This is a genomic window from Ruania halotolerans (assembly GCF_021049285.1).
Classification (GTDB): domain Bacteria; phylum Actinomycetota; class Actinomycetes; order Actinomycetales; family Beutenbergiaceae; genus Ruania; species Ruania halotolerans.
Genome location: NZ_CP088017.1, coordinates 185393 through 209432, shown reverse-complemented (window position 1 = coordinate 209432; position 24040 = coordinate 185393). Strand labels below are relative to the sequence as shown.

Annotated in this window: 22 protein-coding genes; 6 read left to right on the top strand and 16 right to left on the bottom strand. The window is 69.0% G+C overall.

The annotated features are described in order from the left end of the window. Positions 1–4: 4 nt before the first annotated feature. Positions 5–1630, bottom strand: a complete 1626-nt coding sequence (locus tag LQF10_RS01005; RefSeq protein ID WP_231065654.1) for an ABC transporter substrate-binding protein — start codon at positions 1628–1630, stop codon at positions 5–7. Between the two features lie 132 nt (positions 1631–1762). On the opposite strand from LQF10_RS01005, the gene LQF10_RS01000 reads away from it, so the two are divergent. After that, positions 1763–2323 carry a cupin domain-containing protein gene (locus tag LQF10_RS01000; RefSeq protein ID WP_231065653.1) on the top strand — a complete coding sequence of 187 codons (561 nt, stop codon included), beginning with the start codon at positions 1763–1765 and terminating at the stop codon, positions 2321–2323. Between the two features lie 5 nt (positions 2324–2328). Here the strand turns inward: LQF10_RS01000 and LQF10_RS00995 are convergent, their stop codons facing one another. From LQF10_RS00995 to LQF10_RS00975, 5 genes are read right to left on the bottom strand one after another with little or no spacing between them, the layout of a single operon-like run. Continuing rightward, on the bottom strand, positions 2329–3813 hold the full coding sequence (locus LQF10_RS00995) for an FAD/NAD(P)-dependent oxidoreductase (protein WP_231065652.1): 1485 nt from the start codon (positions 3811–3813) through the stop codon (positions 2329–2331). A 5-nt stretch (positions 3814–3818) separates the two neighbouring features. After that, positions 3819–4106: a (2Fe-2S)-binding protein gene (locus LQF10_RS00990; RefSeq protein WP_231065651.1), complete on the bottom strand. Its 288-nt coding sequence runs from the start codon at positions 4104–4106 to the stop codon at positions 3819–3821. Beyond that, on the bottom strand, positions 4103–5296 hold the full coding sequence (locus LQF10_RS00985; protein ID WP_231065650.1) for an NAD(P)/FAD-dependent oxidoreductase: 1194 nt from the start codon (positions 5294–5296) through the stop codon (positions 4103–4105). Before LQF10_RS00985 ends, LQF10_RS00990 begins: the two co-directional genes overlap by 4 nt. Positions 5297–5299: 3 nt before the next feature. Then, positions 5300–6235 carry a dihydrodipicolinate synthase family protein gene (locus LQF10_RS00980; protein ID WP_231065649.1) on the bottom strand — a complete coding sequence of 312 codons (936 nt, stop codon included), beginning with the start codon at positions 6233–6235 and terminating at the stop codon, positions 5300–5302. 8 nt (positions 6236–6243) lie between these two features. Then, entirely contained in the window at positions 6244–6465 is a 222-nt protein-coding gene (locus LQF10_RS00975; RefSeq protein WP_231065648.1) for a cupin domain-containing protein, read from the bottom strand. 334 nt (positions 6466–6799) lie between these two features. On the opposite strand from LQF10_RS00975, the gene LQF10_RS00970 reads away from it, so the two are divergent. Together LQF10_RS00970 and LQF10_RS00965 are read left to right on the top strand one after the other, a co-directional pair. Beyond that, positions 6800–8446 carry an HNH endonuclease gene (locus LQF10_RS00970; protein ID WP_231065647.1) on the top strand — a complete coding sequence of 549 codons (1647 nt, stop codon included), beginning with the start codon at positions 6800–6802 and terminating at the stop codon, positions 8444–8446. A 90-nt stretch (positions 8447–8536) separates the two neighbouring features. Next, positions 8537–9589, top strand: a complete 1053-nt coding sequence (locus LQF10_RS00965; protein WP_231065646.1) for an LLM class F420-dependent oxidoreductase — start codon at positions 8537–8539, stop codon at positions 9587–9589. Between the two features lie 30 nt (positions 9590–9619). Here LQF10_RS00965 and LQF10_RS00960 read toward each other — a convergent pair whose 3' ends face one another. The 5 genes from LQF10_RS00960 to LQF10_RS00940 are packed head-to-tail and all read right to left on the bottom strand — an operon-like array spanning position 9620 to position 14601. Then, the gene (locus tag LQF10_RS00960) at positions 9620–10801 is read right to left on the bottom strand and encodes an adenosine deaminase family protein (RefSeq protein ID WP_231065645.1); all 1182 of its coding nucleotides are present in this window, start codon (positions 10799–10801) and stop codon (positions 9620–9622) included. A 41-nt stretch (positions 10802–10842) separates the two neighbouring features. Beyond that, on the bottom strand, positions 10843–11922 hold the full coding sequence (locus tag LQF10_RS00955) for an ABC transporter substrate-binding protein (protein ID WP_231065644.1): 1080 nt from the start codon (positions 11920–11922) through the stop codon (positions 10843–10845). A gap of 53 nt (positions 11923–11975) precedes the next feature. Continuing rightward, entirely contained in the window at positions 11976–12989 is a 1014-nt protein-coding gene (locus tag LQF10_RS00950; protein WP_231065643.1) for an ABC transporter ATP-binding protein, read from the bottom strand. Beyond that, on the bottom strand, positions 12986–13783 hold the full coding sequence (locus LQF10_RS00945; protein WP_231065642.1) for an ABC transporter permease: 798 nt from the start codon (positions 13781–13783) through the stop codon (positions 12986–12988). Before LQF10_RS00945 ends, LQF10_RS00950 begins: the two co-directional genes overlap by 4 nt. After that, complete coding sequence (locus LQF10_RS00940; protein WP_231065641.1) at positions 13780–14601, bottom strand: ABC transporter permease; 822 nt, start codon at positions 14599–14601, stop codon at positions 13780–13782. Before LQF10_RS00940 ends, LQF10_RS00945 begins: the two co-directional genes overlap by 4 nt. 191 nt (positions 14602–14792) lie before the next feature. On the opposite strand from LQF10_RS00940, the gene LQF10_RS00935 reads away from it, so the two are divergent. The 3 genes from LQF10_RS00935 to LQF10_RS00925 all read left to right on the top strand — a co-directional run bounded on the left by LQF10_RS00935 (position 14793) and on the right by LQF10_RS00925 (position 18420). Then, positions 14793–15755, top strand: coding sequence for a LacI family DNA-binding transcriptional regulator (locus LQF10_RS00935; RefSeq protein ID WP_231065640.1), 963 nt, complete (start codon positions 14793–14795; stop codon positions 15753–15755). Positions 15756–15855: 100 nt separating this feature from the next. Further along, positions 15856–17250, top strand: a complete 1395-nt coding sequence (locus LQF10_RS00930; protein WP_231065639.1) for an MFS transporter — start codon at positions 15856–15858, stop codon at positions 17248–17250. A 72-nt stretch (positions 17251–17322) separates the two neighbouring features. Next, positions 17323–18420, top strand: coding sequence for a substrate-binding domain-containing protein (locus LQF10_RS00925; protein ID WP_231065638.1), 1098 nt, complete (start codon positions 17323–17325; stop codon positions 18418–18420). Positions 18421–18423: 3 nt separating this feature from the next. Here the strand turns inward: LQF10_RS00925 and LQF10_RS00920 are convergent, their stop codons facing one another. The 5 genes from LQF10_RS00920 to LQF10_RS00900 all read right to left on the bottom strand — a co-directional run bounded on the left by LQF10_RS00920 (position 18424) and on the right by LQF10_RS00900 (position 24003). Beyond that, entirely contained in the window at positions 18424–19617 is a 1194-nt protein-coding gene (locus tag LQF10_RS00920; RefSeq protein WP_231065637.1) for a glycoside hydrolase family 76 protein, read from the bottom strand. Positions 19618–19717: 100 nt separating this feature from the next. After that, positions 19718–20848 carry a glycoside hydrolase family 76 protein gene (locus LQF10_RS00915; RefSeq protein WP_231065636.1) on the bottom strand — a complete coding sequence of 377 codons (1131 nt, stop codon included), beginning with the start codon at positions 20846–20848 and terminating at the stop codon, positions 19718–19720. After that, entirely contained in the window at positions 20845–22110 is a 1266-nt protein-coding gene (locus LQF10_RS00910) for an ABC transporter substrate-binding protein (RefSeq protein WP_231065635.1), read from the bottom strand. Before LQF10_RS00910 ends, LQF10_RS00915 begins: the two co-directional genes overlap by 4 nt. Then, complete coding sequence (locus LQF10_RS00905) at positions 22094–23056, bottom strand: carbohydrate ABC transporter permease (RefSeq protein WP_231065634.1); 963 nt, start codon at positions 23054–23056, stop codon at positions 22094–22096. The genes LQF10_RS00910 and LQF10_RS00905 overlap by 17 nt, the downstream gene beginning before the upstream one ends. After that, positions 23053–24003: a carbohydrate ABC transporter permease gene (locus tag LQF10_RS00900; protein WP_231065633.1), complete on the bottom strand. Its 951-nt coding sequence runs from the start codon at positions 24001–24003 to the stop codon at positions 23053–23055. Before LQF10_RS00900 ends, LQF10_RS00905 begins: the two co-directional genes overlap by 4 nt. Positions 24004–24040: the final 37 nt, after the last annotated feature.

Here is a 24040-nt window from a genome sequence, read left to right as displayed (position 1 = left end):
CGGGTCACTGTGGCGCTACCGCCCGCAGGTCCACCTGCCACCCGGCCGGGGAGTACTCGGCGTTGGCGATCGTCTCAGTGGCCGCCACCACGCCGGAGTTGTACGCCAGCGTGACGTACGGGCTCTCCTCGTTCAGAAGGCGCTGCCAGTCCTGGATGGCGCTGATCTGGCTCTCCGCGTCGGGTGCGCTCTGCACGGCCTCACCGGCGGCGATGATCTCCTCGCTGGCGCGCTCCTCGGTCCAGCCGGTGCGCTGGGCACTTGCCTGGCCGGGTGCGAAGTTGTTCACCAGGGAGGCGGCCACCGGGTAGTTCAGCGACTGCGGGCTGAACCGGAAGGGCACCTCACCGCCGGTCTGCGCCTCCAGGAAGGAGGCAATCGGCTGCGGGTCGAGCACGATCGCGATACCGGCCTGCTCGGCATCGAACTGGATCTTCGTGGCGATCGTGCCCAGGTCCACCCCGCGGTAGGTGATGGCCGGGTACATGAGTTCGACGGTCGGATCGGTGATGCCGGAGGCTTCGAGGTGATCAGCAGCCGCGTCGAGGTCCTGCTGCTGCGCTTCGCTTTCGGGCAGCGCCCCGGGGAAGGCGGTCGGCACCATCCCGGCTGCGGGCAAGGCGTCATCGCCGAACAGGGCGGCGAGGCCGTCATAGTCGATGGACGCACGCAGCGCGCGCACGAAGTCGGGGTTCGAGGTGATCTCCGAGATCGCCGGGTCCTGATGCAGGGTCAGGAAGTAGAAGGTGTCCTGGCTGGCCGAGACCTGCACGCTCTCGGGTAGGTCCTCGAGCAGGCGTCCGGACAGGTCGAGTGCGATCTGATCACCCTCGGCGCGCTGCATGGTGAGCTTCTGCGTCTCGGCTTCCACATTGGAGATCACGATGCGTTGGTAGCCGGGTGTCTCACCCCAGTACTCCGGGTTCGCCGTCAGCACGATCTCTGACGCCGGGTCGAAGGAGTCCAGCACGTACGGGCCCGAGCCGAGCGAGGCACCGTTCAGGAACTCGGTGGCGGCGTCCGCGCTGGCAGCGTCCTCGGCGGCAGTGCCGCCTTCGGCCTCGGTGGCCTCGGCATTCAGGATGCCGGCTGCGGGCATGGCGAGGATCGTCGGCACGTTCGGGTTGGACTGCTCGCTGGTCACCACGACGACGCCCTCGGACGGCGAGCTGGCCGCCAGGCCCTCGACGGTGACTGCCGGACTGCCCTGGAGGTTGTGCAGTCGGTTGATGCTGAACACGACGTCCTCGGCCGTGACCGGGGATCCGTCAGAGAAGACGGCGCCATCGGTCAGCGTGAAGGTGAACTCGGTGGCGTCCTCGTTGACTTCCCACGACTCGGCGAGGAGCGGCACCGGCGTCGTCACATCCGAGCCCTCGAAAGTCACGAGGGTGTCGTACATCGCGTGCACGGCGAGTGCACCGGTCGCCTCATAGACCTGGCCGGGATCGAGACTGTTCACGACGAAGGATGTGCTCACGGTGAGCGTGCCACCCTGGCCGGGGCTCTCGTCGTCGGACCCGCCACCGCCTGCGGCACCGCCACCGCTCCCGCCGGCGGTGCATGCCGTCAGTGTCAGCGCGGCGGCTGCGGCCACGGCCGCTCCGACGCGTGCGGGTCGCACTCCCATGATGTCTCCATTCAACGGTGACCGTGGCGTCATCGCTCGGTCAGCGTGGTCGATGCTTCGGTGGCTCTGATGGTCGGTATGAGATCATGCAAACGTGGCTAGTGTATAGCCTTAGTGAAAATGTTCATCGAAATGAAACACGTGTCGGGAGGTCCGGTGATCGGTGACCGTCTGCGAGTGCTGCGCCGTGCGCGCTCACTGACCCTGCGCTCGCTGGCCGAACGCACCGGACTGTCCGTCGCGCTGCTCAGCCAGATCGAGAACGGCAAGACCGATCCGAGCGTCGAGACGCTGCGCAAACTGGCGAAGGTGTTCGACTCGGACCTGGCTGACCTCTTCCGTGAGCCGGACGCACCGCCAGTGCACGTCTCGCGGGCGGGCGAACGCTTCCGGATGCAGGCTCCGGCTGGGCAGATCACCTACGAGCGCCTCACTCCCGGTCGCGGCGACCTGGAGGTACTGCGCGCCGACCTGGCACCCGGGGACCGCAGTGCCACCGAACCATGGGGGCACGTCTCCACCGAGTGCGTCTACGTGCTTTCCGGGCAGATCACCGCCACCGTGGACGGGCAGGACTACGAGGTCGCCGCCGGTGAATCCATCACCTTCGACTCGCGACTGCCGCACCTGTTCGCCAATCACACCGACGCGCTGGCGCAGATCATTCTGGCGGTCACGCCGCCCACCCCATGAGGTCATCAGCGCACCCCACCTGATGCGGGAGCGTCCGGGTCCGTAGTGAGCGCGGCGAGCTCGCCCACCGGGACCGGCTTGATCGGTAGGTGGGCGGCCGCGTACCCGGCCTGATCCACGCGCTGCCCGCGCGCTGCGCTGAGAGCGCGGCTCACGCTTGCCTCGCAGTAGCGTCCCTGGCAGGGGCCCATGCCTGCCCGGCACTCGAGCTTCACGGCACTGACGGTGGACATCTGCGGGTTCCGGGCGAGCGTGGTCCGCAGGTCCCCGGCACTGACCCGTTCGCAGCGGCACACCACCGTCTCCTCGGTCGCGAGCGCATCCAGTAGCGCCGGCGGCACCTGGAACAGGTCCTGGACCACTCGGGAGAAGCGGGCCGCAGCACGCACGCCTCGCCGGGCGTCGCGCCACTGCCGCGCAGACACCGCGCCGCCGAGATCGGCCACGATCGAGAGCGCGGCAAGCACGCCCTCGGCCCGTGACGCCTCAGCCCCGGCCACGCCAGTCGGTTCGCCGGCCACATAGACCCCGGGTGCGGTGGTGCGGCCGGTGCCGTCGTGGTCCACCACCCAGCCACCCACCGTGGCGTCGTGCGTCAGGCGGCACCGCGCCTGCCGGGCCAGCTCGGTGGAGGGATGGAAGCCGTAGCCGAGCACCAGCGTGGCGGTCTCGACGGTTCGTGGGCGCCCGGCCGGCCGGCCGCGGGGACCCAGCCGGTCGATCTGCACGGCCTCCACCCGGTCTGTGCCTGAGGCGCCGGTCACCGTGGCGTGCGTGCTGATCCGCACCCCCGCACGCAGCAGTCGCGCCAGCGAGGTACCGAGTTCGGCGAGCATCGCCACATGACCGGGCACTGCCGGCAGCGCGGCCCAGACTTCACGCGGTCCGGGCAGACCGCGGGTGAACACCAGCTCGGAGATCTGGGCGCCTGAGCGCAGCAGCTGGTCGGCCGCCACCAGCAGCAACGGGTGGGCGCCGGAGAGCACGATCGGGCCGGGCGGCACCATCTTCTGACTCTTCACCATCGCCTGCGCCGCCCCCGCCATCACCACCCCGGGCAGCGTCCACCCGGGCATCGGAACCGGCATGTCGTAGGCACCGGTGGCCACCAGCAGGGCCGCGCTTGGATGCGAGCGCACCCCGTCCGGGCCGCGGAGAACCACGCTGAGCCGGTCCGCTCCAGTGGGCCGGCCGGCCGGTCCGGCGACCAGCTCGTGCCCGCTCTCGTCGGCCCGCTCGTGCAGCACTCCGAGTGCGGTGGTCGAGCCCGCGAAGGTGATGCCGGGGCGTTCGGGCACGGTCACAAGGTTCCTGCCCCACCCGTAGCCGGCGGTGTAGGTGGCCCGCGCCCCGGGGAAGGCGCCCGGGGGTTGTCGGAAGATCTGGCCCCCGGGGCGGGGTTGCTCGTCCACCAGCACCACGGGCACCCCATAGGTCTGCAGCACGTCAGCCGCCGCCAGACCGGCCGGACCCGCTCCGACGATCGTCACCGGATTCACGATGGCGCCGTCACCCTCGTCACGACCATCCCATCGCGGACCTCCGTCAGGCAGGCACGCGTCAATGGCGCGCCGTCCACGGTGAGCACGCAGTCGAAGCATGTGCCCATCTGACACAGGGGGCCGCGCGGGCCTGACGCGGAGGTGCGTCGGAACTCGTCCACCCCGGCGGCGAGGAGCACGGCCGCGAGCGTCTCACCGTGGTACGCCGCCATCTGTTCGCCATCCACCGTGATCTGCACGGGCTCCCCGCGCCGGACGTCCAGGCGTCGATAGCCGCTCATGCGGCCGCCTTGTCGAACCGCGCCGGATCGTAGGGGGCCAGGTCATGACCCGGCCGGCGGTGCTGCACCAGATCCGCAATCACCTGCGCGAAGCTCGGACCCAGCGTGAATGCCGACCCGCCGGTGGCCACGTAGACCCCGGGGTTCCCCGGGACCGCGCCCACCAGTGGCAGTTGGTCCGGGGTCACAGTGGTGGTGCCGACCCAGGTGCGCAGCGCGGGGACCGACGCCACCCAGGGCACAGCACGGACGGCCGCGGCGAGGTTGCCCGCCACGGAGGAGCCGATCAATTCCGGGCGGCGGTGGAAGTCCGGGTGGCCAGCGGAGTCGGTGAGCAGCCGCGCCGGCCACCCGCCCCCGATCAGTACGTTGCCCGCACTGGCCTGCTTCAGGGAGAGTCGCCGCCCGGCGTGCTGCACCAGATGTGCGATTGTCGGCTCCTGCGCCGTCGTGGCCGTCATCGTCAGCGCCATCGGGATGGTCGGGAGCCGGGCGTCGATCAGCGCGCCCAGCTCACCGGTCCACACGCCCGCAGCGAGCACGACGGCGTCCGTCACCACCCGCTCATCGGCACCTGCGCCGTCGGGCGTGGCCAGGTCCACCAGCCACGAGGTGCCCGACCTGCGCAGGGCGACCACCTCGGTCCGGGTGCGCACCTGCGCGCCGGCACGGGTGGCGCCGCGAGCGAACGCGGGCGCGGCGATCCGGGTGTCCGCCTTGCCCTCGATGGGGCAGTACGCGGCAGCGACGACCTCGTCGGAAAGGTACGGCGCGATCCGGCGCGCCTCGTGCCCGTCGAGCAGCTGCACGTCCAGGCCCCAGGACTGTTCGAGCCGTGACTTCGCTTCCAGCACACGTGCCTGCTCGGCGTCCTCAGCAAGCATCAGTCCGCCGTCCTGGGCGAGCCCGAGGTCCTCGCCGAGCTCGTCGGCCAGGCCCGCCCACAGCTCGGCGGCAGCCAGGTGCAAGGGCATCGCTTCGGCCGCAGTGCGGGCCGCCTCGAGCCCTTGCTCGAGCATCCGGTACTCGAGCTGGAAGTGCAGGCTCCCGGCGTTCTGCCCGGAGGCGTGCGCATTGAGCTGGTCGCGCTCGGCGAGCAGCACCGAGGCGCTATCCCGGGCGAGCATCCAGGCCACGGTGCAACCAAGTAGGCCGCCCCCGATCACCACGGCGTCGTATCGTGCTGGCATAGGTCAGTCGACCAACGGGACGGTGGCGATGCCGAGGCCGTGCAGCGTGTCGGCAACGATCTGGACCTCGTCGTCAGTCAGCTCGAGGAGCGGACGCCGCACATATCCAGCCGGGACGCCCTGCAGCCGCAGCGCTGTCTTCATGATGGCCTGCTGGTTGCCGAATCGGGCGCCGTAGTCGGGTTCGAACCAGCGCTCCATCACCACCCGGTCCCGAGCCCCCAGCGCGATGGCGTCGTCCCGGCGGCCGGCGGCGATCGCACGCCAGTAGTCCGAGTGATCGGCGCCGAGCGGAGCGCCCGACCCCATCAGGCCATCACCGTGCCCGAGGAGAGCCAGGTCAGCGCCGAGCTCGCTCGTGGGCAGGCCGAAGTAGCGCACCGATCCCTCCAGCGCGTACATCCCGGCGAGGAACTGCGCGAAGTCCCCCGTCGAGTTCTTGATCGCCACGACGTTATCGATCGCGGAGAGTTCGGCGAGGGTGCCGGTGTCCAGGTCCACGATGCAGCCGCGGGGCCAGTTGTAGACGCACAGTGGGATGTCGGTGGCGTCGGAGACGTCCTGGTAGAAACGGACCACTTCGGCACGGCTCGGCACGATGTAGGGCGGCGGGGTGAGCAGGATGCCGTCCAGCCCGGCGCGTTCGGCCGCGTGGGCGTGCTCGATCGCTTCGGCGGCGGTGAAGGCGTTGCACGCACCGATCACCCACATCGACCCGTCCGCGGCGCGGGCTCCCTCGGTGAACAGGTCAGCACGTTCGGTGGCGGACATGCTGAACCATTCGCCGCTGGTGCCCGCGAGGATGATGCCGTGCAGCCGCTGCTCGCGCATCCAGGCGATCTGGCCGGTGAGGGCGTCCAGGTCGAGGGCGTCGTCACGGCTGAAGGGGGTGGTGATGGCCGGGATGTACCCGGTCCAGTCGATGCTGTGGCGGTCCATGGTGATCCTTAGAGGGACGGTGGCGCGACGGAGCCAAGGAACTCGACCACCCCGTCGGTGACGTTCTGGTACCGGTGCGGCTGCCGGGAGTCGAAGGTGACGGGCTCTCCCGCGGTGATCTCATGGCCGGTCGCTGTCACGTGCACCGTGAGCCTGTCCGCCAGTACCGCCCCGCACTCGATCCAGGCCAGGTTCTGTTCGTCACGTAGTTCGCGAGGTCCCCCGGTCATATGCCCAACCATACAGTCACAGTGAACTTGTGCAGTGTGACTGCACAAGCGGATCTGGTGAACGAGGCTAGCCACGGTGCCACGAGTCGCGGCCACACCCTGCGCCCGCCGACTTACACCATCCCCGATACCGCTCTGTCCACAGGGCGCACGCCCGATGTAGCACCGTCCACAGGGCGCACGCCCGATGCGCCTTCGCCCACAAGCGGACGGCGAGTAATCGTTGCTATTCCAACGAAAAGTCTTGACGGAAACGAACGCGTGTTCTACCGTGGAGAGATCAAAGCAGGCGAGAAACCACGGGTGAGAGGCCCACGGCCGTGAGGAGGCGGGAATGTCCACCATGACCAGCACCGGCCCCGCCACCACGGCAGCTGCCGAGGCCGTGCTGGCGCTCGTGCGTGAACGGTTCACCGAATCGGATGTGCCGGGCAAGCTCGCCGTGGTGAACGCCCTGCTGGACGACGTCCTGGGCGCCGACCTGCACAGCCTGCCCTCGGTAGTGCTGCCTGAACTGGTGCACGGGTTGGAGCAAGCCCGCCGGCGCCTGGACGCGCTGACCACCACCACGATCACCGCAGTCGAAGCAGACGGCGGGTGGGCAGTATCCGGGGCACGCACCATGGCCTCCTGGTGGACCAACGCCACCGGAACCCACGGGGGCAAGGCCCGCACCCAGGTGCGCCTGGCCCGGACGGTGCGCGATCACCTCCCCGCCACCGCGACCGCCCTGGCCGCCGGTGGCATCAGCGGTGACCACGCCGCCGCGCTGGCCCGGCACGCCACTACCACACCGGCACTACAGGAACGACTGACCGACCCCGAACTCGGTGAGTCATTCCTCCTCGGCCATGCCCGCGCCCTCGATGCAGACTCCTTCACCCGGCTCATCAGAACCTGGGCCATCCGCGCCGACCCTGAATCAGCAGACCGGAACTGGCGCGACGACGCAGGCAAAGAACACCTGTTCGTCTCCGCGACCACCGGCGGGCACCGCGTCGATGGGTGGCTCGATGACACCAACGGACAGATCGTGGCGCGCGCGTTCGACGCCGTCACCGGTGTCCCCGCCGCCGACGATGACCGCACCCCCTCCCAACGCAACGCCCACGCCCTAGTGACCATCGCCAGACACGTCCTCGATAGCGGCGACTTTCAACCCTCCGGCCGAATACGACCCCACCTGCTCGTCCACGTCCCCGCCCAGACCCTGCACCGACTGACCACCACACCCGAACAGCCCGAAGGCAGTGGTCCGAACCGCCGGCCACGCTGCACCTGCCACCACCAACCCACCAGTCGCGGGCCCAGCGCTGCCATCAGCGAGAACAATCACGGTCCGACCCGCACAAACGTCGGCAATGGTGCCCGAGCCAGCAGCAGCGACCCCGCAGACGAACCGGGCCGGCTCGGCTCCGCACCCACACTCCCCGGCCTGGCCAACGCGCACGTCCTGGCCACGGTGAATGCTCACGCATCAGGGTGTCCAGCAGACCCGGCAGCACCGATGATCTCGGCATCAATCGACCACGAGCACATGAACGGCGCCGAACCCGCCACTCTGGCCGATGGCACCCCCATCAGCCACGCCCAACTCGCCCAGCTGGCCTGCGAGGGCGAGTTCACCCGCATCATCTTCGGCCCCCACAGCGAGATCCTTGACGTCGGACGCGCCGCCCGCCTGCACACCCGCGCCCAGACCACAGCCATCTGGGCCCGCGACCGCCACTGCCAATACCCCGGCTGCACCACACCACCCGGCTGGGGAGAAATCCATCACACCACCTGGTGGTCCCGCGGCGGATCCACCACCGCCAACCAAGGCATCCTGCTGTGTTGGCATCACCACCACGTCGTCCACCAACGCGACATCACCATCACCAGACATACCGACCACTGGCACTTCACCCGCCCCGGCGGCCATCCCCTCACCTATCACCACCCACCACCCTGCGAACGACCGGTCCTCCCGCGAGAGTGACCGGCGACCACCGGCGAACGCGCGCCCCCGTGGATCACCACGGTGCTCAATCGCGGGCGCACCTCAAGGAGCGAGTGCGAGGATGAGCCGATGAGGTTCGGATTCCACACGGGATACTGGTCGGCCGGTCCCCCCGCAGGTGCCGCCGAGGCGGTGCAGCACGCCGACGAACTCGGCCTGGACTCGGTCTGGACCGCCGAGTCCTACGGGTCGGACGCCTTCACGCCGTTGGCCTGGTGGGGCTCACAGACCCGATCGGTCCGGCTCGGCACCGGCATCGCGCAGATGTCCGCCCGTACTCCCACCGCCACCGCGATGGCCGCGCTGACCCTGGACCACCTCTCCGGCGGCCGCTTCATCCTCGGCCTGGGTGCCTCCGGTCCTCAGGTGGTGGAGGGCTGGTACGGCCAGCCGTACCCGCGCCCGCTGGAGCGCACCCGCGAGTACGTGGACATCGTGCGGCAGGTGCTCGCCCGGGAAGCGCCCGTCACCTTCTCCGGTCGGCACTTCACGCTCCCGCACGACGGCGGAGCTCACCTGGGCAAAGCCCTGCGCTCCACAGTGCATCCGTTGCGTACCGACCTGCCCATCCACCTGGCCGCGCAGGGTCCGAAGAACACGGCGCTGGCCGCCGAAATCGCCGACGGGTGGCTGCCGGCCTTCGTCTCCCCCGCCCTCGATGCCGAGTACCGGGAGAACCTGGAGGCGGGCTTCGCCAAGCGAGACGGCGCCCGGTCGCCCCGCGAGGAGTTCGAGGTGAGCGCCTCCGTCCCGGCGGTGATCGCCCGGGATCTGGAGACGGCCGCAGACCAGGTCCGACCGCATCTGGCTCTCTACATCGGCGGGATGGGCTCGGCGAGCACCAACTTCCACCGCGAGGCGATCGCCCGGATCGGCTACCACGACGTGTGCGAGGAAGTGACCGCGAAGTACACCGCAGGCGACAAGGCCGGCGCGGCTGCGGCGATCCCCACAGATCTGGTGACGGACGTGGCCCTGGCGGGGACGCCGTCGGACATCACCACCCAGCTCGCCCGCTGGGAAACGTCCTGCGTGACCACCCTCATCCTGCAGACCGACCCACGGATGCTCCCCTCCCTGGTACGCGAGTGCGGCCAATCTCGGCCATATCTCGACGAATGAGAGAGATGGGCCGCACTCGCGGTGGGGCGGTCAGCGGGGCTGAAGCGTCCCCACTGTCTCGTCGAACTGGGCGCACACCCAGGCCTTCTGCTCCGGCGGCAGCCAGGACGCCTCGAAGCTCGCCCTAGCCATCGTGACCAGCCGCTCGTCGGAGACGCCCACGTCGCGCGCGAGGATCTCGTACTCGTTCAGCACGGTGGTGGGGAACATACCCGGATCGTCGGAGCACGGGTAGACGTTCATCCCGGCCTCGATCATTGCCTTGATGGACGCCTTGCGCCACGGCCGCCAGGAGCGGCGCGACGTGGTCGAGGCCACCGAGAACGGCACCTGCTCGGCCACCATGCGCGCCACCACGGCATCGTCTTCGAGCACGAAGTACCCGTGGTCGAGCCGGTCGCACCCCAGCACATCGAGGCAGGTCACCGCATTGGTGGCCGCCGGGACGTGCTCGGACGTGTGCGCGGTGCGCTTCAGTCCTGCTTCGCCCGCCAACCGGTAGGCGTCGGCGAACCGTTCCGGCGGCCCGGCCGTCTCCAAGTTGTCCAGGCCGATCCCGGCGACGTACTCGTGCGGGTGGTCCACCACGGTCTGCACCCAGGCGAGCGCTTCCTCGCCGGTACCGCTGCGGTCGATCGCCGCAAGCAGCCGCCCCGTCATGCCGAAATCGCGTTCGGCCATCCGGATGCCCTCGGCGTGCGCCTCCACCCATGCCTCGTACCCGAGGTACTGCAGATGCTCAGGGAGCATGTCGAAGGACACCTCGAGGTGCCAGGTGCCGCACTGATGTGCCGCCTCGAACGCCTCGTAGGTGATCCTGGTGAGATCATCGGCGCCCCGGAGCACCTGACGGACCCACCCAGATGCCTGGAACAGCGAGTAGGAGCGCTCCGGCTCGTTCTCGCTCGGCCCCTGCGGCATCGGGATGCGGGTATGGCGGTACAGCTGCGGATCCGGGGGGTGGGAGTTGATCGAGGCGAAGATCCGCTCGGGATCCTCCGGCAACGCCAGTGACTCCCGCCGGGCGAGTTCGGCGAACGTGCTCGCCCGGACGGTGCCGAGCAGGTGGCAATGCAGATCCGCCTTGGGCAGGCGCCTCAGATCGAGAGCGCCGACGCTGTCCGGCTGTGCCGTCGCCTGCCCGGTGTTCGCAGGCCCCGTGTTCGCAGGCCCCGTGTTCGCATGCCCTGGCGTCGATGCTCCTGTGCTCACCTGCTCTGTTGTCGACTCCCCCGTTGTCAACTGCTCTGCCATCAGCCGCCCACGACCTCGCGTGCGAAGCGCTCCACCCACTCGCTGCGCTGGTCCACGGTCTCGGCCGGATCCAGAGTGGCGTAACCGGCGGCGGTCGGGTCCTGGGCGATGTCACCCACGACGGCGGTCAGTTCCGCCGGTACCTCAATGTCCAGGTTCACCGGCAGGTCACCCACGATCTCGGCGGAGGACTGCTGGGCCGTGGCCGAGAGCAGGTAGTCGATGAACGCGAACGCACCCTCGGCGTTCGGGGCGCCGGCGGGTACAGAAGCGCGGTTCGTGGCCATGTAGCGGCCCTCGGCCGGCGGGACCCAGCCGATCGGCTCACCGGAGGCGATCAAGGTGGTGGCGAACCCGTTCAGGGCCACCCCGCCGACGATCTCCCCCTGGGTGAGCAGGTTCGTGAACTCGGTGGTCGAGCTATAGAACTGCAGCACGTTCGGCGCCCAGCCGGCCATCGTCTCGAACGCCGTGTCGACGTCGTAGGGCCCGTCGCCGTAGGCGTCCGCCACGCCCGAGACGGTGAGCTGGCCCGCGGTCACCGCGATGTCCGGTAGGGCGACTTCGCCGGCATAGGCGGAGTCGGCAAACAGCTCCCAGTCCGCGGCCTGCTCGGCCGTGAGCTCGTCGGTGTTGTAGAGCATCCCGTTCAATTGGTAGCTGTACGCGGGGCCGCTGTAGGCGTCGTCGACGGCGAAGTCGGCGATCTCAGCCAGCGCCGGCACGTTCTCCTCGGTGACCGGCTGGAACAGGCCCTCCTGCTCGGCGATCGCCACATATGCGTCGGACATGAGCATCACGTCGATGCCGGTGTCCTCACCCTCGAGCTGCAAACGGGAGAGCCGGTCAGCGTTGGAGCCGGTGTCCAGCTCCACCTCGATGCCGGTCTCGGCGGTGAACGGGTCGACGACAGCTTCGGTGAATTCTTCGACACCGAACGGGAAGGTGCTCACCACGATGGTGTCGGTGGCCTCACCGCCGTTGCCTCCGTCGTCGGAGGGGGACGAACAGCCGGCGGCGACCAAGCCGGTAGCGGCGACGGCAGCGAGAGCGCTCAGCGATCTGCGGGAGGAGGTCATGGGGGGTCCTTTCGGGGGGACGGACAGGTCAAGCGGGCGATCAGGGGTAGTGCTCAGGCAGGCAGCGTGACGAGGTGGCCGGTCGCGGCGCCGATCGTGATCTCGTCACCGATCCGCAGGTCGGGTGCGTTGGCGGCGCGCAGGTCTGCGACCAGGCGCACCGGGTCCGGGCTGCCGGGAGCCTCTGCGGCGAGCGTGACGAGCACATCGACCCCGCGATAGGCGAGATCAGTGACGTGGCCATCCAAGGTGAGGCCATCGACAGTCTCGCTCGAACCGCTCCGACGGCGGACATCAAGGTGCTCGGGCCGGACCGTCACCCACTCCGTCCCGGTCGGGATGAAGTTCTCGTAACCGAGGAACTCAGCCACGAATCGATTGGCCGGGGCGGGGAAGACCTCCTGCGGGGCGCCCTGCTGCTGAATCCGGCCGTCCTTCATCACCACCATCTGGTCGCTCATCTCCAGGGCTTCATCCTGGTCGTGCGTGACCAGCACCACGCTCAGTCCGGTCTCGGACTGGATGCGGCGAAGTTCGGCACGCATCTGCAGTCGCAGCCGCGCATCGAGGTTGGAGAGCGGTTCGTCCAGAAGCAGCAGGTTCGGTGCGATCGCCACGGCACGTGCGATCGCCACTCGCTGCTGCTGGCCGCCGGAGAGCTGCTTGGGGCGGTTGCCGGCGAGGTGCGCGAGCCCCACCATCTCCAGTGCCTCGGTGACCCGCTTCGCCCGTTCAGGCCCGGGCACGTGGCGCAGTTTCAGTCCGTAGCCCACATTGTCGGCCACGCTCATATGCGGGAACAGCGCATAGGACTGGAACACCATGCCGAGGTTGCGCTTCTCCGGCGGGGCCGTGGTGAAGTCCTCGCCCCGGATGAGAATCCGACCGCTGGTGGGTCGCAGGTAGCCCGCAAGCATCCGCAGGCTGGTGGTCTTCCCGCAGCCGCTCGGCCCGAGCAGCGTGGTGAGCTTGCCTTCGGGGATGGTCAGGTCGATCGCGTCCACGGCAGTGAAGTCACCGAACACCTGCGAAACGGCCTGAAACTGAGCAGCACTCGTCATGCTCATCGGTTGATCCCTCCGAAAATCTTGGCGAACCCGACAGCGCGCTCTGCCACCACGGCCACCAGCACGGTGCCGGCGAGGATCAGCACCGAGGTGGAGGCCACGATCGGGTCGTAGTTCTGCTGCACGTAGTCGAGCATCGTGACCGGCAGGGTGCGGAAGTCACGGCTCTGCAACAGCAAGGACAGCGGCACATTGTTGAAGGACGTGACGAAAGCGAGCAGGGCCGCCGAGAACAGGCCCGGCCGCAGCAGCGGCAGGGTGACGGTGAAGAACGTCCGCAGCGGGGAGGCGCCCAGGCCGCGGGCGGCGTCTTCCACAGCCGGGTCGATCAGCGCCAGGGAGGCACCGGTGACCCGGACCGCGTAGGGGAACATCAGCACCGTGTGCCCGATCGCCAACGTGGTCAGATTGTTCAGTCCCAGGCCGATCATGAACTGCTGATACAGCGCCAGACCCACCACGAGTTCGGGCACGATGAGCGGGGAGAGGAACAACCCCTCCAGCAATCCCTTGCCCGGAATCTTGCCTCGATGGATCGCCAACGCCACCGGCACACCGAGCGCAAGGGAGGCGACGGCAGCGAACACGGCGAGCTGGAGGCTGGAGGCCAGCGCCGACATGAACGGCTCGTACGTGACGGCGGCGTCGAACCACCGCAGCGACAGTCCATCCGGAGGGAAGCGCACCGTCGATCCGGCGGTGAAGGCGGTGATCACCACGAACATCAGCGGCGCGATCATCACGATGTAGCCGAGCACCGCCAGCGAGGCGGCCACGGGGCGGCGCGTGTTCATGAGGTCCTCGCCCGTCGTCCGATCATGGAGGAGAGGGCCGCCACACCAAACACCAGGACGGTCATGATCATCGCGGTCGCACTGGCCGCCGCCCAATCGATCGTGGAGCTGGAGTACTGGAACAGCTGGGTGGAGAGCATCCGCTGGCGGGAGCCGCCGAGCAGGTACGGGGTGGTGTACGCCGTGATCGACCCGGCGAACACGAGCGTGGCGGCCACCACCACGCCCGGCCAGGAGAGCGGCACCACAATGGTCCAGAAGGTGCGGGCCCGTCCGGCACCGAGCCCGCGAGCGGCCTCATCCAGACTGGCGTCCACCTGAGCGAGTGCCGAGTAGCTGGAAACCACGGCGAGCGGGAGGAAGAGTTGCACCAGCCCGAGCACGATCGCCAATGGCGTGTACAGCAGCTGCGGTGCCTCGTCGACGATCCCGAGCGCCACGAGCGCCTGCCCGACGGCGCCCTGGGAACCAAGCACCACGAGCCAGCCGAACGTGCGCACCACGTTGGACAGCAGCAGCGGGAAGATCGCCACGGCGAGCATCACCCCGGCCCAGCGCGATTGCGAGCGGGCGAGCAGATACGCGATCGGGAAGCCCAGCACCACGCACGTCACGGTGACGATCAGGCCGAGACCAAGGGTGCGCCCGATGATGGTCAGGTCGTAGGGATCGGCGAGCATCTGCACCAGCCGGTCCAGCACCTCACCGATCGTGGTGTCCGGGGGCGCCAGGAGCATGATCAGCGCCGGAACTAGGAACCCAGCGAGTAGCAGCACGAGCCCGGGCAGGAGCAGCACTGCGAGACCGCCTCTGCGCATGTCTCCCTCACTGGTTCGCCGGTCAGGTCCCCGAGCAGAACCGGACGAGTTCACTCATGGCCAGTTCGACCACAACCGCTCCCACAACCGGTTCCATTCGCTAAGGTATGGAACCAGACGGCCCAGGGGTACGTCTAGTTCCGGCACCGACCGAGGGTCGGATCCGGGTCCCACAGGGAGGGAGGTTGCCGGTGCCCACACTGCTCGATGTTGCCGATCGCGCCGGCGTGTCCAAGTCCACGGCCTCCCGGGCGTTGGGCCATCCGCAACTGGTCGCACCCGCAACGGTGGATCGGGTGCTTGCCGCAGCGATGGAGCTCGGCTTCGTCCCCAACAGGGCAGCCCGGGAGCTCGCTCGGGGCCGCACCGGCGTGATCGCATTCGTGGTGCCCACGCTCACCAACACCTTCTTCACCCCGATCATCGGCGGCGCGCAGGATCGGGCCGCAGGTCAGGACCAACAGGTCACGGTCGCGGTCAACGAACTCGAGACCGCCGAGGATCTGATCCGATACCAGCGGCTCGCACAGCAGGTGGACGGCGTGGTGATGGTCGCTCCGCGCTGCAGCGACGAGAACCTCAGTCCCGCCGTGGCCGTGCGGCCCACCGTGCTGGTGGACCGTGAGCTCGAGGGAACCGACTCCGTGGTCGCCGATACAGCATCGGCATTCGTCGAACTGCTTGGTGCGCTCGCCGAGTCCGGGCACCAGAAAGTCGCATTCCTCAGCGGTCCAGATCGGTCGTGGCAGAGCGGTCAGCGCACCCGTGCACTCCGAACCGTGGCCGGCGAGTGCGGGATCGACCTCTCCGTCCTGGGCCCGTACCCACCCACCTTTGCGGCCGGGGCAGGCAGCGTGCAGGCCATCCTCGAGACCGGGGCACCGGTGGTGCTGCCCTACGCCACTGATCTGGGCCTCGGCGCGCTCTTCGCACTCCATCACGTGGGCCGGGCCTCCTGGTCGGCCTCGCCTGAGCCGGGTGATCCTGGGGTGGCCGTGGTGGGCCGCCCGGGCGCTCCGATGGTCGACGTCGACGGTGCCGGCCTCGGACGATGCGCGATGGATCAGCTGCTCACCCTGCTGGCCTCGACCCACCGCAGGGCGCCCGCGCAGCCACGCAACGAACGCCTCCCGGTGCCGGTCACCTGGCCCTGACCGCTCGCGAGTGCGGCCGATCATGATCACCTATTGAGATATAGGCACAATTGCGCGCACTCGCGGGTGTTCGAGTGCGCAACCTGGGAGGATCTGGGCCATGTCCGCCAGCGAGCCGAGTACTCCCCTCACCCGCACCGAGCGCCTCGACCGGCTGCCCTACACCCGGGCGCACACGAAACTGCTCGGCGGCTCCGGGATCGGGTGGGCTCTCGATGCGATGGATGTGGGCCTGATCTCCTTCATCCTCGCCGCCCTCGGTGCCGAGTGGGGTCTCAGTGACGGCGAGCGCGGTTGGGTTGCCTCGATCGGTTTCGTGGGAATGGCGGTGGGCGCCAGCCTCGGCGGCCTGCTCGCGGACCGGATCGGACGCCGTCAGGTGTTTGCCCTGACCCTGCTCGTCTACGGGCTCGCCACGGGTGCCTCGGCGGCCGCGGGCGGACTGGCGGTGCTCATCGCGCTGCGCTTCGTGGTGGGCCTGGGGCTCGGCGCCGAGCTCCCGGTGGCCTCCACCCTGGTGAGCGAGTTCGCGCCGAAGAAGATCCGTGGCCGGGTGGTGGTGATCCTCGAGGCGTTCTGGGCCGTGGGATGGATCCTGGCCGCGCTGATCGGCTACTTCGTGGTGCCACTCGAGAACGGCTGGCGCTGGGCATTCCTGATCGGGATGGCTCCGGCCGCGTACGCCCTGTTCGTGCGGTGGCGGCTGCCGGAGTCGGTGCGCTTCCTGGAGCGCACCGGCCGGCACGCCGAGGCCGAAGCTGCCGTGCGCACGTACGAGGCCTCCGCCGGCCTTCCGGCTCCGATCCCGGAGCGGGTCTACTCCGATCACGACGACGGCCCTCACCACGGTGAGCCCCTCACCACAGGTGAGGTCTCACCCGCCCCGGCGGTACCGAAGGCACGCTGGCGCGACCTCTGGACGGCGAGGCTGCGCCGTCGGACCGCTGCACTGTGGCTGGTGTGGTTCTTCGTGAACTTCGCCTACTACGGGGCGTTCATCTGGATTCCGTCCTTACTGGTGGACCGGGGTTTCGATCTGGTGCGCTCCTTCGGGTACACGCTGATCATCACCCTCGCCCAGCTGCCCGGGTACGCAGCTGCCGCGTACCTGATCGAGAAGTGGGGGCGGCGCGCCACGCTGGCCACGTTCCTCGCCGGATCGGCCGTCTCCGCGCTGCTGTTCGGCCAGGCCGAATCGGTGGCCACGATCCTGGCGGCCGGGATGGCACTCTCGGCATTCAACCTCGGCGCCTGGGGCGCTCTCTATGCCGTCACGCCCGAGCTCTACCCCACGGCGCTGCGCGGCACCGGCGCCGGCAGTGCGGCCGCATTCGGGCGGATCGCCTCCATCATCGCCCCGCTCGCGGTGCCGTGGTTCGTCGCATTCAGCGGGCAACCATTCGCGTTCGCGATGCTCGGGGTGGCCTTCGTTCTCGCCTGCGCCGCCGCCCTGTTGCTGCCGGACCGCACCGGGGTGGCCCTCGAAGAGGAGTAACTCCTGGCAGGATGGAACCGACATATTGAATGGTACCGAGCGTGCCGGGCACACATCGCGGGAGGAGAGCCGATGCCAGAGGCCCTCTACGCCCACGTGCATGCCGCTCTGCGCGAGCGGATCCGCAACGGATCCTTCCCCGTCGGTGAGCGGCTCCCCTCCCAGGCGGAACTCACCGAGGAGTTCTCCGTCAGCGCGATCACCCTCAAGCGCGCGCTGGACATGCTCCGCGACGACGGCTACGTCGTGCGCCGACCACGCATCGGCACCGTGGTGGTGGCCCAGCACCCCGAGGCAGAGGGCACCGCCGCGGGGCTCCCACTCGTAGGCTACGTGGTGCCGAACTTCGACGATGCCTTCGGTACCCGCCTGCTCGGCGGGATGCTCGACGCGGCCGTGGGCAGTGCGGACGTGATCGTGGCCACCTCGCACGGTGATCCCGAGCGGGAGGAACAGCTCATCGAGCAGCAGTTGGACCGCGGCATCGATGCCCTGGTGCTGCTGCCCTCGTCCTCCGCCTCCATCCCGCCCGCTGTGGCCACCCTCGTGGGGCGCCGGTTCCCGCAGGTGATCGTGGATCGCACGCTCACCGGGGTGCCGGTGAGCACCATCACCAGCGACAACGTCGCCGGTGGGCGCATCGCCGTCGAACACCTGACCGACCTCGGCCACCAGCATCTTGCCCTGGCGCTTTCCCCCAGTTCTGTCTCGTCGCTGGACGAGCGGCGGCGCGGGTTCGTCGCCGCGCACGCCGCCCGGCATGTGCGCCTCGATCCCGACCTGGTGTACAGCCAGGTGCGTTCGGTGGTGCCGGGATCGCACGAGCGCCAGGAGGACGATGCCGCCCGGTTCGCGCAGTTCCTCACCGCGCACCCGGAGGTGACCGGTGTGGTCGCAGCCGAGTATCACGCGGCCCGGATCGTGCTGCAGGCCGCGCACCTCCTGCAGCGGCGGGTGCCGGACGACCTCTCCGTGGTGTGCTTCGACGCACCGCCCGAGTTCGTGGACGCCGCCCTCCCGCTGACCCACCTGGAGCAGGATCAGCACCGGCTGGGCGAGCGGGCGCTGGAACTCGCTCTCGCGCAGGTTCGTGAACCGGGTGCGGTGGCACAGGAGGCGGTGCCGATGCAGCTGATCCTCGGGCGAACCACCGCCGCAGCCAGGCGGTAGCCGCTACTCGATGGCCGCTGCGGCCTCCAGCGCCATCACCCCGGAGAGGTGGGTGGCCAGATCGGTGGTCGCCGGCGCCGGGATGCGCCAGTCCGGCCCGGCCAGCAGCACGCCGCGCGCCAGGGACGAGTCCGCCAAGGCCTGGGTACTGGTGCGGATGAACGCGGTCAGTTCCCGGCGAGCGCCGCCGTCGGGCAGCTCCTGCAGGAGCAGCGCGGCATAGCGGTACCAGATGCCCTTGAACAGGCCACCATCGCCCTGACCCTCCGGGGAGAACACCGGTCCGGCCGTGAGCTCGCGCACAGAGAACACGCCGGTGCGTGCCGCCTCATCGAGCAGTGCGTGGTCACCGTGTGTGCGGGCGCTCTCTACCAGGGCGCCTATCCACACGCCCTGGCAGTAGGTGAAGCGCCAGTTCCAGTCAATCGCGCCGTCGCCCTGGCGGTTGATGCCATCCGCCACAAAACCCGTCTCGGGATCCACCAAGGTCTCCCGCATCCAGGTCAGCGCGGCGTCGCCGTACTCGGCGAACCTGTCCTCCCCGCTCTCCCGGTGCAGCCGGTAGGAGAGGATCGCGAACGGCGCATTGGACGGGGTGTTCTTGTAGTCGAGCTGCTCGCGCCGCCATGCCACGCTCGGGCCGAAGGTGTCGTTCCAGCCGTCGGTGACGATCTCCTCCCACAGGTCGTGGGCGTCGTCGAGGTAGGTCTGATCCTGGGTGTGGGTCCACAGCCGGTGCGTGGCCAGAGCGAGCCAGTTCATATCGTCGAAGTAGTCGTTCACGAGGTGTCCGCCGTTGCGGGCCCGGATCGCGGCCACCACCTGCTCGGCATCGGCGAGGAAGGAACGCCGCCCGGTGCGCTCGTAACCGTCCAGGTAGGCGTCCACCGCATGCGCCAGCCACCAGTAGTGGAAGGCGCGATCGCCGTCGGCTGACGCCGGGAAGGAGTTGTGCAGCAGCTGGGGCCACGGCGCCGCGTAGTCACGCTCCAGCGCCCGGTGCGCGGCCGCCACCGCACGCTTCGCACGGCCGCCCGGCCGGGCCGCACCGGAAGCGGCGGCACCGCCGGAATCCGCAGCCGCACCAGTGGCCCCTGCGAGGCCGACCGCCAGTCCGGCGGCTCCGGAGAGCACGATGCGCCGGCTCAGCTGTGTTCGGTGGTGGGCAAGGGTCGAGTTCGTCGGGCTGACAGGCATGGTGTCTCCTCGTCGAGTCATGTCACCGGCCGGCTCGTTCCGGCCGGGATCTGCGCCGTTCCGCGGGCTCGGCGCCCGGGCGGAACGTTGATCGATCAGCTCAGTCGCCCTCCACCTGGGTACGGACCTCGATCGCCATGATGGCGCTGAGCAGCGTGGAGAAGCCCACGCGCGCGGTGGCGGGTGCGCTCCAGTCGTCGCCAGGGCGAAGCACGACGGCGTCCGGTTCCACCGGCGGTGCGCCGTCCGCGAGTGCCAGCTCACCGGCCGTGGTGGTGCACTGCTGCCACAGCGTCTCGGTGCTGGAGACGATCAGGTCCCGCACCTCGGGCACCTCCCGCTCGATCAGCAGATCGGCCATGTATCGGAACCAGACACCTTTGAACAGCCCGGTATCGCCTCCGGAGGATCCGTCCTCAGGCCCCATCCCGTCGGGGGCGAGTACGCCATCGCGAGCGAACACGGCCACCGAGGCCCGGGCGGTGCGTTCGGCCTGGTCCAGCCAGTCCTGCTCCTGGGTGCATCGATAGGCCTCCACGCAGGCGCCCACATAGAGGCCCTGGTTGTAGGTGAAGTCCCAGTCGGAGTCGATCGCCTCACCGCCCTCGCGGCCGAGCCCGTCCCAGACGAAGCCGTCATCGGCCACCAGGTGAGCACGGACCCAGTTCAATGCCACCAGCGCATCCGTGAGGTACTGCCGATCACCGGTCCGCCGGGCCAGGCGCGCGCCGAGAATCGCGTACGGCCCGTTGGCCGGGGTGTTCTTGTAGCCGGGTTGTTGCCGCCGCCAGCTCACCGAGTCCCCATGGATCGGGGTGCGTCCGTGCGTGCTCACGTGCTCCCACAGCGCCAGCACATCGGACTCCACTCCTGCCTGCTCGCTCCCTGGGCCCACGGCATCGGCGAGCCGCAGCAGCGCGAGCGCGTACCAGAGCATGTCGTCGAAGTAGTCGTTGAACAGGCTGCCCTCGTTGCGTTCGCGGATGTTGCGGGCGATCGCGCGGGCACTGTCGAGCAACGCCTCGTCCCCGGTGCGGCGGTACCCGTCCAGGCGGACGTCGATGGCGTGTGCGAGCCACCAGTAGTTGAAGGTGGCGTCATCACGCGCCGGGTGAGAGTTGTGCAGCAATTGCGGCCACCGCGCTCCGTAGAGCAGATCGAGCGAGCGCTGCGCCACGTCAGCCCGTTGGTTCCACACGGATGTGCTCAGCGGTGTCTGGGTCAGGGTCATGACTGGTTGGCCTCCATGATGCGATCGCCCTGGATGCGGGCCTGGGTGAGTGCTTCGGCGCCGGTGAGCTGGCCGGACATCGACTGCTGCAGAGCGGGGATCAGGGCGAGGGTCTCCACATCGGCATATCCGGGCACCGGGGGCCGGATCTTTGCGAAGCTCACGGTCTCCACGATGGGTGCGAGCCGCTCGTCACCGGTGAAGTAGGGCGCGGTCGCGGCCTCTTCGAGCGCCGGGATCTGGTTGCTGATCTCGGTGAAGGCCAGGGCGTTGTCCCGGTCGGCGGCCCACCACTTCATCAGCTCCCACGCCCACTCCGGCTCGGGGGCATCGGTGGGAATGATCAGACCGAACCCGCCTAGACCGGAGGCCCGGTTCCCTCCGGGGCCGGCCAAGGCCGGCACCACGCCGTACTCGAGGCCGGCCACTTCGTCCCAGGTCGGCAACTGCCAGGGGCCGTTGTAGGCGATCGAGACCACACCCTGAGCGAAGGCGTCGATGCCGTCGGAGAAACCGAGGTCGTACACGCCACGGGTGTGCAGCAGGTCGTCCCAGTAGTCCAGGACGGCCCGTCCGGCATCAGAGTCGAAGGCGGTCCGGGCACCGGAGTCGTCGAGCATCTGACCGCCGGCCTGCTGCAGCCACATCGCGAACAGCCCCACGTCCTGCAGTTCGAAGCCTGCGCGTTGCAGGCGCCCGCCCTCGCGGATGGTGAGTTCCTCGGCGGCCTCGGCCAGCTCTTCCCAGTTGCTGGGTGGCTCCAGGCCCGCCTCCTCCAGGTGGGTCTTGTTGTAGAAGATGGCGCGCGCGTCCACGATCAGCGGGAGCCCAAAGGCCTCACCGTCGACCTGCATCTCGCGCAGCGCCTCGGGGAAGAAGCCGCCCAGGTCCACCCCGTCGCGCTCGGCGAGGTCATCGATCCGGCGCAGCGCGCCGCGGCGGGCGAAGGTGGCGGTGCGCCACCTGTCCCAGAGCACCACATCCGGTACGTTGCCGGCGGCGATCCCGGTGAGCAGCTTCTCCTCCAGCGCGCCTTGCGGCACGTACCGGAACTCCACCTCGGGGTGCTCGGCGTTGAAGGCCTGCAGCTGGGAGTCGATCTGGGCGGCCTGATCGCCGGCCCACCCGCCCCACATGGTCAGGACCCGGGCACCGGAGGCAGTGTAGCGCGGCTGGTTCGGCGCGGCGCACGCTCCCAGAGTCAGTGCCCCGGCACCGGCCAGGCCGGCGAGCACCCTGCGCCTGCTAACGAGCGTTGACATGAGCGACCCCTTCGATGATGTAGCGCTGCGCGAAGACGAACAGCAGCAGCACGGGAAGGCTGGAGATCACGGTGCCCGCCATCAGCGGCCCGTAGTCGGTGGCGTAGTCGGTGATGAAGGAGGCCAGACCCACCTGCACGGTCCACATCTCCTGCACGTTCAGCACGATCAGCGGCCACATGAAGTTGTTCCACCCGGCCTGGAAGGTGAGGATCGCGAGCACCGCGGCGCCGGCCTTCGCCAGCGGCAGGTATACCTGAGCGAAGATGCGAAACTCGGAGGCGCCGTCGATCCTGGCCGCCTCGCCCAGCTCGTCCGGGATGGAGGCGAAGAACTGCCGCATGAAGAACACCGCGAAGGCGCCTGCGGCACCGGGCAGGATGATCGCCCAGTAGGTGTTCAGGAACCCGACGCCACCTTGGCCGAGGATGGTGTTTCCACCGGCCAGCGGGAAGGCACGCAGCACCAGGAAGGAGGGCACCATCGTGACGATTCCGGGGATCATCAGCGAGGAGAGCAGAGTGGCGAACAGCGCCTTCCGTCCGCGGAACTTCAACTTCGCGAAGGCATACCCGGCGAGGGAGCCGAAGAACAGATTCGCCACCACTCCGGCCACGGCGAGAACCAGGGAGTTCAGGAAGTACCGCGCGAAGGGCACTTCCACGAACACCCGCTGGTAGTTCTCCAGCGTGACCGTCTCGGGGATCAGATCCAGGGCGCCGGAGAGGATGTCACCGGCGGGCTTGAGGGAGGTGATGATCGTCCACACCAGCGGGAAGACCGTGAGCACGGAGACCGCCAGCACGGCCAGCCACCACGCGACGGCGCCGATGCGGGCCAGCGCACCCTTGCGCCGTCGGCGATCGGAGGTATGAGCCGGCACGCCAGCGGTGTGCACCGCGGCGGTGGCCGCTTGCGTCGGGGGAAGTGCTGATGGTGCGCTCATGTGTTGTCCCTCCCGGTGATCCGCACGTTGATCAGCGCGAAGATGGCGATGATCACGAACAGCACGAAGGAGATGGCGGAGGCGTAGCCCATCTCGAGGTTGCCGAAGCCCTGCGTGTACACGTAGTAGACGAGGGTGATGGTGGAGTTGCCGGGCCCGCCCTTGGTGAGCACGTACGCCTGATCGAACACCTGGAAGGCACCGATCACGAGCAGCGTGGAGACCAGGAAGGTGGTGCGGGACAGGCTCGGCCAGATGATGAACCGGAACTGCTGCCACCAGGAGGCCCCGTCCAGGCGGGAGGACTCGTACAGCTGTGGCGGGATGCCCTGCAGCCCGCCGAGATAGATCATCATGTTGGTGCCGAAGCCGGCCCAGACGCTCATCATCACGATCGCAGGCATCGCCCAGGCGGAGTCGTACAACCACGCCGGACCATCGATACCGACCCAGCCGAGCGCCACATTGAGCAGCCCGAACTGCGGGTTCAGCAGCCAGTACCAGATGCTTGCCGTTGCCACCGTGGACGAGACCACCGGCACGTAGAAGAAGGTGCGGAACAGCGCCGCCACCTTCACCCGGCGATTCAGCAGCAGCGCCGTCGCGAGGGCGACCACCAGGCCCGAGGGCACGAACATCAGCGTGTACCAGGCGGTGTTGCGCAGGGCGATCGCGAAGTACGGGTCAAGGAACAGCGTGCGGTAGTTCTCCAGTCCGAGCCAGTCCCAGTCTCCGATGATGGAGTAGTTCGTGGCGCTCATCGCCAGCGCCATCACTGCCGGGATGAGCACGAACAGCGCGAACAGCGCCATCGGCAGGGCCACGAACAGCCACGCCCACCGTTCCTGGATGCGCCATTGCTTACCGGTTCTGTTCTGCCTGGCCGGGGGCGGTGCCCCACCCCGCGCTCTGTCCGCTCGCGCGGACACCTCACTCGTGACTGCCATCGATCGTCTCCTTCGTCGATCAGGTGCGCGGCCGGCG

Coding starts and splice junctions, on each gene's coding strand:
- LQF10_RS00990 (WP_231065651.1), bottom strand. CDS start 4,106: ATGAGCGGCTATCGACGCCTGGACGTCCGGCGCGGGGAGCCCGTGCAG.
- LQF10_RS01000 (WP_231065653.1), top strand. CDS start 1,763: ATGAAACACGTGTCGGGAGGTCCGGTGATCGGTGACCGTCTGCGAGTG.
- LQF10_RS00905 (WP_231065634.1), bottom strand. CDS start 23,056: ATGAGCGCACCATCAGCACTTCCCCCGACGCAAGCGGCCACCGCCGCG.
- LQF10_RS00980 (WP_231065649.1), bottom strand. CDS start 6,235: ATGGACCGCCACAGCATCGACTGGACCGGGTACATCCCGGCCATCACC.
- LQF10_RS00985 (WP_231065650.1), bottom strand. CDS start 5,296: ATGCCAGCACGATACGACGCCGTGGTGATCGGGGGCGGCCTACTTGGT.
- LQF10_RS00970 (WP_231065647.1), top strand. CDS start 6,800: ATGTCCACCATGACCAGCACCGGCCCCGCCACCACGGCAGCTGCCGAG.
- LQF10_RS00915 (WP_231065636.1), bottom strand. CDS start 20,848: ATGACCCTGACCCAGACACCGCTGAGCACATCCGTGTGGAACCAACGG.
- LQF10_RS00940 (WP_231065641.1), bottom strand. CDS start 14,601: ATGCGCAGAGGCGGTCTCGCAGTGCTGCTCCTGCCCGGGCTCGTGCTG.
- LQF10_RS01005 (WP_231065654.1), bottom strand. CDS start 1,630: ATGGGAGTGCGACCCGCACGCGTCGGAGCGGCCGTGGCCGCAGCCGCC.
- LQF10_RS00955 (WP_231065644.1), bottom strand. CDS start 11,922: ATGACCTCCTCCCGCAGATCGCTGAGCGCTCTCGCTGCCGTCGCCGCT.
- LQF10_RS00965 (WP_231065646.1), top strand. CDS start 8,537: ATGAGGTTCGGATTCCACACGGGATACTGGTCGGCCGGTCCCCCCGCA.
- LQF10_RS00945 (WP_231065642.1), bottom strand. CDS start 13,783: ATGAACACGCGCCGCCCCGTGGCCGCCTCGCTGGCGGTGCTCGGCTAC.
- LQF10_RS00910 (WP_231065635.1), bottom strand. CDS start 22,110: ATGTCAACGCTCGTTAGCAGGCGCAGGGTGCTCGCCGGCCTGGCCGGT.
- LQF10_RS00975 (WP_231065648.1), bottom strand. CDS start 6,465: ATGACCGGGGGACCTCGCGAACTACGTGACGAACAGAACCTGGCCTGG.
- LQF10_RS00900 (WP_231065633.1), bottom strand. CDS start 24,003: ATGGCAGTCACGAGTGAGGTGTCCGCGCGAGCGGACAGAGCGCGGGGT.
- LQF10_RS00925 (WP_231065638.1), top strand. CDS start 17,323: ATGCCAGAGGCCCTCTACGCCCACGTGCATGCCGCTCTGCGCGAGCGG.
- LQF10_RS00950 (WP_231065643.1), bottom strand. CDS start 12,989: ATGAGCATGACGAGTGCTGCTCAGTTTCAGGCCGTTTCGCAGGTGTTC.
- LQF10_RS00930 (WP_231065639.1), top strand. CDS start 15,856: ATGTCCGCCAGCGAGCCGAGTACTCCCCTCACCCGCACCGAGCGCCTC.
- LQF10_RS00920 (WP_231065637.1), bottom strand. CDS start 19,617: ATGCCTGTCAGCCCGACGAACTCGACCCTTGCCCACCACCGAACACAG.